Below are 6,953 nucleotides of genomic sequence, written 5' to 3' on the forward strand. Positions count from 1 at the left end.
CGGTTGGTCCGTCGGTTGGCGGTTTCCTGATCCTGTCGGGCGGCAGCGTGCAGGGACCGTACCTGGCGCTGGCCGGCGCGCTGGCCGTACTGGCGTTGTTGTTTGCGGCAGCGCGTCTGCCGCACATCACGCATGCCGACGAGGGGACGGACGCGCAGACGGCGTCGCCGGCTGGCGTCACTGATGCGGTGGAGAAGCGCTCCGCGACATCGTTTCCGCACCTGGTGCTGGGTGCGATCGCCATCTTCGTTTATGTCGGCGGCGAAGTCAGCGTCGGCTCCTTCCTGATCAACTTCCTCGGTGAGCCGGCCATTGCAGGGCTGTCGCATGCCGATGCCGCGCAATACGTCAGCCTGTACTGGGGCGGCGCGATGGTCGGCCGCTTCATCGGTTTCGCGGTGATGCGCAAGATCAGTCCCGGCAAGGCGCTGGCGTTCAACGCCACGGCTGCCATCGTGCTGATCCTGGCCGCGATTCTGGGCCATGGCAAGGTGGCGATGTGGGCAATCCTGGCGGTTGGCCTGTGCAACTCCATCATGTTCCCGACCATCTTCAGCATGGCGCTTCACAAGCTGGGCCGCTTCACCGGCCAGGCGTCGGGCATCCTGTGCATGGCCATCGTCGGCGGTGCACTGGTGCCCTTTGCACAAGGCGCGCTGGCGGACAACGCAGGGCTGCAACTCTCCTTCGTGATTCCGGCGGCTTGCTACGCCTACATCCTGCTATTTGGCCTGAAGTACGCCGGCCTGCACAAGACCTGAGGTCACGGCCTTGTAAGCCCGTGCGCGCTCCGTTTCRCTCAATACGCGTGGAGTCGCCACGGGCGCACCAGCCTGGAAGAAGGGGCTGATCTGCCAGCTGCCGTTGACGCGGGCGCGCAGCACGGAAGCGATGATGCCGGCAGTGGCAAAGAACGTCGCCGCGGCGCTGGAGGGACCCTTGCCTTTAGCGTGCCTGGTGTTTGTGTGCACACGCTTGCTGCCGAATTTGGCATCTAGCGTCGCGATGGACTTGCCAAGGCCGTTGTGCAGCAGCGCGACGAAGGACAGCTTCGGATCACGCGCGGTGTTGGCGATTGGCGTGTTGCAGCAGCTGGCGTACCAGCGCAGCAAGCCTTTATCGGACAGCGAAACACAGGCCAGCGCCTCTGCGCCCTGCGTGAACGATACATGCTGCTGTAAGGTGGTCACAACATCAGTGCCGCCATGGCCATCCAGCACACGTTCCGGGTTGCCTAATGCATGGGCGTAGGCCTGGCAGTCCGCGCAGTGGCAGACAAGGCGTGTTACGGACACCGCGCCGGACAGGGCACCCTGCAGATGCCCGCATTTGCATTGAATTTTTCTTGCTGTGTATTGCATGATTAGCTCCCAACATTGATATTCGATGTTGGGATTAAATCGCTGCGGTGTGTCCTGCGGATTTCAGTGATACATTGAGACACACAGCCGTCTAGACAGGCGCCGCACAATATTGGCGCACATAAGCCTCATGCTGCGGCAGCTGGGCCACGGTGCGGTTCACCGTATCGCTGATGCTGCCGAGGAAGGCCGACAGTTCCGCATCGCCCATCAGATCGGCCGCCTGGTGGTGCTGCTCCGGCATGATGCCCTGGCCCAGCATCACCTGAATCCAGGAGTTCTCGGCGAACAGCTCGTTCGGAATACGGAACACGCGGCCCGTTTCGCGGAACAGATTGATGCGATGACGCAGGGAGGCCGGTACTTCCATCTCGGCGCAATGGCGCCAGAACGCGGTATCGCGGCGGTTCGTCACGTTATAGTGCAAGATGATGAAGTCACGGATGTGTTCAATCTCCGTGCGCGTCTGGCTGTTGTATTCGTCGATATCGCTTTGACGGATACCCTGAGCCGGGAACAGCTGCATCAGACGGATGATGCCGCGCTGGATCAGGTGAATACTGGTCGACTCGATCGGCTCCAGGAAGCCGCTGGCCAGGCCGATGGCGACGCAGTTGCCAACCCAGGTCTTGTGGCGCTGGCCCGGCTTGAAGCGGATCACGCGTGGCTGCACCAGTTGCTCGCCCTCGATATTGGAGAGCAGGGTTTGCTTCGCGTGCTCGTCATCGGTGAATTTACTGGAGAAGACGATGCCATTGCCGACGCGGTGCTGCAGCGGAATGCGCCACTGCCAGCCGGCGTCGCGTGCGATGGAGCGCGTCAGCGGCACGGCAGGACCAACGGATGCCGTCTGCACTGCAATCGCGCTGTCGCAGTGCAGCCATTGCGACCAGTCCTCATACTCCTGCTTCATGGTTTCGCCGATCAGCAAGGCGCGGAAGCCGGTGCAGTCGATGAACAGATCGCCTTCCAGCAGCGCCCCGTTCTCCAGCTGCAGGGACGTGATGTTGCCGCTTGCCGGATCGGTGTTCACGCGGGCGATCTTGCCTTCGATACGCTGGGCGCCATAGCCTTCCGAATACTTGCGCAGATAGCGCGCATAGGCGCTGGCGTCCATGTGGTAAGCGTAGTTGATGCCCTGGCGCGGCAAGTGGGCGAAGCGGTTTTCCTGCGCCGCTTTCAGTTCCAGGCAGTAATCGCCGTAGTCGCCGGCGAGATTGCGCTCGCGGCCCTTGCGCCAGAAATGCTGGAAGCCCGCGGTCCAGTGGTCGGTGCCGGTCAGACCGAAGGAGTGGATGTAGTCTTCATTGACGTTGCGCCAGTTCTCGAAGCTGATGCCCAGCTTGAAGGTGGCGTTGGTGGCGGCCATGAATTCCTGCTCATTGATCTCCAGCAGGCTGTGATAGTTCATCAAAGTAGGAATGGTCGCTTCGCCTACGCCCACGGTGCCGATTTCGTCGGACTCCACCAGTTTGATGTCGAGCAGCTTGCCCAGGGTGCGAGACAGCGCGGCAGCCACCATCCAGCCAGCGGTGCCGCCGCCGGCAATCACAACGCGCCGGATAGGGCGGCGGTCTTCTCCATTATGTTCTCGCATTGGTGTCTCCTGTTACCGGTTAATTTTCTTGAGCAGCTGCGCGCGCAGCACGCGCGACATGTCATCGTCGATGGGGCCCAGCATGCGGCGCGCTTGCGGCGACATGTGAGCGGAAGTATTTTCGTCGGCCTCGAATACGTAGTGGCGGAACAGTTCCTTCCAGGCCTCGCGCTGTTCGTGCGGCAGGTCGCGGATCGTCATCAGAGACAGCATCAGCGCATTGCTGGGCGTGTCCATGTAATCGGGCGACTGGCGCCACCAGTAGTTGATCAGCATATTGAAGCTGTCCAGCGCCTCCACATGATGCCACCACATACTGGGGATGAAAATGGCGTCGCCCGGCCCCAGCTCGGCCACTTGCGCATGGCGGCAGGCTTCCGCAAAGCGTGGGAAGCGCTCCAGATCGGGCTTGGCGAAATCCACCAGGCTGATGGACTGGCCGGCAGGTGTGAAGTCCAGCGGGCCGATATACAGATTGGTCAGCTGGTCCGGCGGGAACAGGGTGAAGCGGCGGTGGCCGGCTGTCACGCAGGCCAGATTGTCCGGCAAGTCGTAATGCGCAGCGATGCGCGTGCGGTTGCCGAACCAGACGCTCATCAGCGCGTCGCGCACACCGAGATCGATCGGATTCTCTTCGCGGAAGCCGGGCAGGGCGACTTCCACCGTGGTCGAACCGACATAGATGGCAGGCGGCTGCGGGTTATCGCGCTGCGCCGCCAGTTCATCCAGTACCTGGTCGATACGCGCGCGCAGCGACTGGAAATTGAAGCCGCTCAGGTCTTCGTTGTAGAAGAAGCGGCCTTCGATGTCGTCGCGGCCCAGCATGGCGACCACCGTGCAGTCGCGATAGAAGCGGCGCAGGTAGGCGTCTGCCGTCTGGTGTGTGGCGCCCGCGTGCACGGCGGGCCAGTCCGCAACCAGGCCACGCAGAATCATGGGCTGCGTGGAAGTCAGGATCTCGTCCGTCAGCGTCTCGCGCGTAACGCCGTGCACTTCCCGCATCGGTTTTGCATCAACCAGCACGGTTCTTACGCTCGATCAGTGCACGGAAGTTGGCCATGGAGGCAATCTGCATATAGATCGGCTGCAGGAAGCCGGCGCGGTGCAGGCCTTCCAGCGCCGGCCCGCCCAGTGCTGCCAGACGCTCTTCATGGATCGTGTAGAAGCCGGCCAGGCGGTTCTGGGAGCCGTCATTCAGCTCGATGTCGGCCACGAAGGATTCCAGCAGTTCGTTCTGCAGCAGGGCGCCGATGAACAGGCGCTGTTGCTGCAGGCCGTTGTGCAGGGCCAGCAGCATGGAATTGACGTTTTCCAGGTATTCGGTGGTGCCGCCGTGGGTACGGAATACCGGTTCGCCCTCGCTGCGATTGACGCGCGGGTTATCCAGGTCCACATGTACGGTCAGTTCGTCGCCGTTGCGGCCGATCAGGAAAGGCTGGCGCTCGATGGCCAGCGGCACATAGGCAGCATCCCAGCCGTCTGGACCAAGGAAAAGATTCTCGCCTTCCTGGAAGCCGAACAAGGCCAGCGATTCGAAAGAACCATCGGCACTCTTGCGGAACACGATCGGGTAGCAGGACTGCACATCGCGGAACTCGCCGGGGAAGGTGAGGGCGCTCATCACGTTGTCGCCATACTGCGCGCCGCGTGCGGTGACGATGTGCATGTCCTTGTGGGCCACGTTATTGAGCAGTGCGTGATTGGGCATGAAGTGGCCTTTTCAGATTCGAGGYAAGCCGTGACGCCGGATATGGGCGATCAGCTCGCGGTTGGTGGGCAGGGCCTTCAGCATTTTCGCCGTCAGCCCGGCTGTTTCGCGGAAGTWGTTATCGGCTGCTTCCGCATTATCGGGACGGCGCAAACCGCCGCCAGCCTCGCTGCGGAAGCCCATGCCGTACAAGACGTACTGGTAGCTGGCAGCCGGGAAGACTTCCTCGATGCGGTAAAAGTCGCTGCGCGACGGCGGACGATGGCGCCACAGCGTCAGCATTTCGGCCAGGCGTTCCGGCACCGTTTCGCGGTTATCGATCCAATATGGCGAATCGCTGCGGTGGCTCAGCACATAGTGCAGCTTGAGGAAGTCGATCACGCGCTCCCAGCGATAGCGGAAAGTCTCGTTGAAGCGGCGCGCAACGATGTCCATGGCTTCGCGCGTCGCGGGCATGTCGTCGCTGATCATATTGGCCGACAGTTCGACCATGGCGAGTGCCGACGCTTCCAGTGGCTCGATAAAGCCGGAGGAAAGGCCTACGGCCACGCAATTGCGTTGCCAGAAGCGCTCGCGGTAACCTGGATTGAAGGTCAGCTTGCGCGGCGGCGGAATGTCGTCCAGTCCGATGTAGGCGCGCAGTTCGGCTTCCGCTGCCTCGTCGCTGGTATGGGCGCTGGAATAAACGTGGCCAATGCCGCGCCGCGAGGGCAGGCCGATATCCCAGATCCAGCCGTTGCGCTGCGCGGTGGACGTGGTCTGCGAACCGATGGGCGTATCTTCGGCAGGGTAGGGAATTTGCACTGCCAGCGCGCTGTCGTTGAACAGCACATGCTTCTGCGAGATGAAGGGTACTTCAAAGTGCTGGCCCAGCAGGCGCGATTGCATGCCGGTGCAATCGACAAACAGGTCGCCGGCCAGCACGCCGCCCTGACGCAGTTTCAGTGAGGCGATATCGCCGCCATCGCCGGATGTGATGGCATCCACGTGATCCAGTACATGCCGCACGCCGAGGCGTTCGGTGCAGTGCTTGCGCAGGAAGACGGAGAATTTGCCCGCGTCCAGGTGGTAGCCATAGTTGGCCACCGCCGCGAATTCCGGCGTGGCGGCCTGCTTGGGCGCCTTGCCCTGCACGCACAGGTGCGGCTGGAACGAAGCCAGATCGGCAAAGGGCACTTGCGGAAATGCTTCCAGCCAGCGCTCGACCAGATTGGCCTCGCCATAGCCCTGCGGCAGAACAAACGGGTGGAAATAGTAATCGTCATCCGCGCCGGTAACCCAGCGGTTAAAGCGCGAGCCTTGTTTGAACGAGGCGTCGCACTCGCGGAAGAAATCGGATTCGGAAACACCGATGCGATGCAAAGTGTCGCGCATCGTCGGCCAGGTGCCTTCGCCGACGCCGATAATCGGCACGTCCGGCGATTCGACCAAGGTAACTTCCAGTCCGCCCGGCTGGTGCGCCGGATGGTCGGCGGCCAGGACGGCGGCGGTCAGCCAGCCTGCCGAACCGCCTCCCACTACAACAACTTGTCGGATCATCCTGCTCACTGCCATGAAACCTGTCCCCGTTGTGCTTTGCTGCGAGTCTAACCGAAAAGGCCGCCGCTGGGCAGCGGCCTTTTCATGGTCAGAACTTGTAACGGGCTCCAATCATGTAACGCGGACCTGCCTGCGTCACGGACAACACTTCAGACTTGGTACGGCCATGCACGCGCTGGATTTCGTCGGTCAGGTTGATCGCCTCGAACTGGAAGCTCAGCTTCTCGGTCAGTTGATAGCCCACGCTCAGGTCCAGCTGTCCATACGGCTCGGTGTAGTTCGGGTTAGGACCTGCGCCGTCGAAGGTCGACGACAGGAACTCGCCGCGCCAGTTCCAGGCCGCACGCACCGTGAACTTCTTGTCTTCGTAGATACCCACCAGGTTGTACGAGTTGCTGAGGCCTACCAGCGCGAACTGCTCGCCGATCGACGCGTTGTCGTATTTCAGGCCGGAGTGCACGTAGGTGTAGTTGGCCTGCAAACCGAAGCCGGTGTCGCCGAACATATGCTGGACGTTGAGTTCAGCACCGTGCAGCTTGGCCTTCTTCTGGTTCGAGTACGAGTTGATCTCGAAGCTTGCCACCGGATCGCTCGGTTGGCCGACGATGTTACCGGTTGCGTTGCCGCTTGCGTCATCCGGGCCGCGCGTCACGCCGGGTGCATTCGGGTGATTGCGGAAGATGTAGTTGCGGATGCAGACTGCATCGCTGCCGCAATTGCCCTTGGCGATCGCCTCGTTCCACAGTGC

Annotated in this window: 7 protein-coding genes; 1 reads left to right on the forward strand and 6 read right to left on the reverse strand. The window is 61.9% G+C overall.

Going from position 1 to position 6,953, the window contains the following annotated elements:
* Window positions 1–761, forward strand: a 761-nt coding sequence (gluP, locus tag AB4Z11_RS17875; RefSeq protein ID WP_442026588.1) for a glucose/galactose MFS transporter, incomplete at its 5' end; no start/stop codon positions are given.
* Here gluP and AB4Z11_RS17880 read toward each other — a convergent pair.
* The 6 genes from AB4Z11_RS17880 to AB4Z11_RS17905 all read right to left on the reverse strand — a co-directional run.
* On the reverse strand, window positions 723–1,361 hold the full coding sequence (locus tag AB4Z11_RS17880) for a DUF6151 family protein (protein ID WP_442026590.1): 639 nt from the start codon (window positions 1,359–1,361) through the stop codon (window positions 723–725). The genes gluP and AB4Z11_RS17880 overlap by 39 nt on opposite strands.
* A gap of 91 nt (window positions 1,362–1,452) precedes the next feature.
* Entirely contained in the window at window positions 1,453–2,958 is a 1,506-nt protein-coding gene (locus AB4Z11_RS17885; RefSeq protein ID WP_442026591.1) for a tryptophan halogenase family protein, read from the reverse strand.
* Between the two features lie 12 nt (window positions 2,959–2,970).
* A complete protein-coding gene (locus tag AB4Z11_RS17890; protein WP_442026593.1) occupies window positions 2,971–3,960 on the reverse strand; it encodes a cupin-like domain-containing protein in 990 nt (329 codons plus the stop codon).
* Window positions 3,961–3,970: 10 nt separating this feature from the next.
* The gene (locus tag AB4Z11_RS17895) at window positions 3,971–4,666 is read right to left on the reverse strand and encodes a SapC family protein (protein WP_442026594.1); all 696 of its coding nucleotides are present in this window, start codon (window positions 4,664–4,666) and stop codon (window positions 3,971–3,973) included.
* A 12-nt stretch (window positions 4,667–4,678) separates the two neighbouring features.
* Window positions 4,679–6,205 (reverse strand): tryptophan halogenase family protein, encoded by a 1,527-nt coding sequence (locus AB4Z11_RS17900; RefSeq protein WP_442026595.1) that lies wholly within the window; start codon window positions 6,203–6,205, stop codon window positions 4,679–4,681.
* 88 nt (window positions 6,206–6,293) lie between these two features.
* On the reverse strand, window positions 6,294–6,953 hold a 660-nt coding region (locus tag AB4Z11_RS17905; protein WP_442026596.1), incomplete at its 5' end, for a TonB-dependent receptor domain-containing protein.

Origin of the sequence: Pseudoduganella sp. RAF53_2 (assembly GCF_052113985.1) — a bacterium.
Classification (GTDB): domain Bacteria; phylum Pseudomonadota; class Gammaproteobacteria; order Burkholderiales; family Burkholderiaceae_D; genus Rugamonas.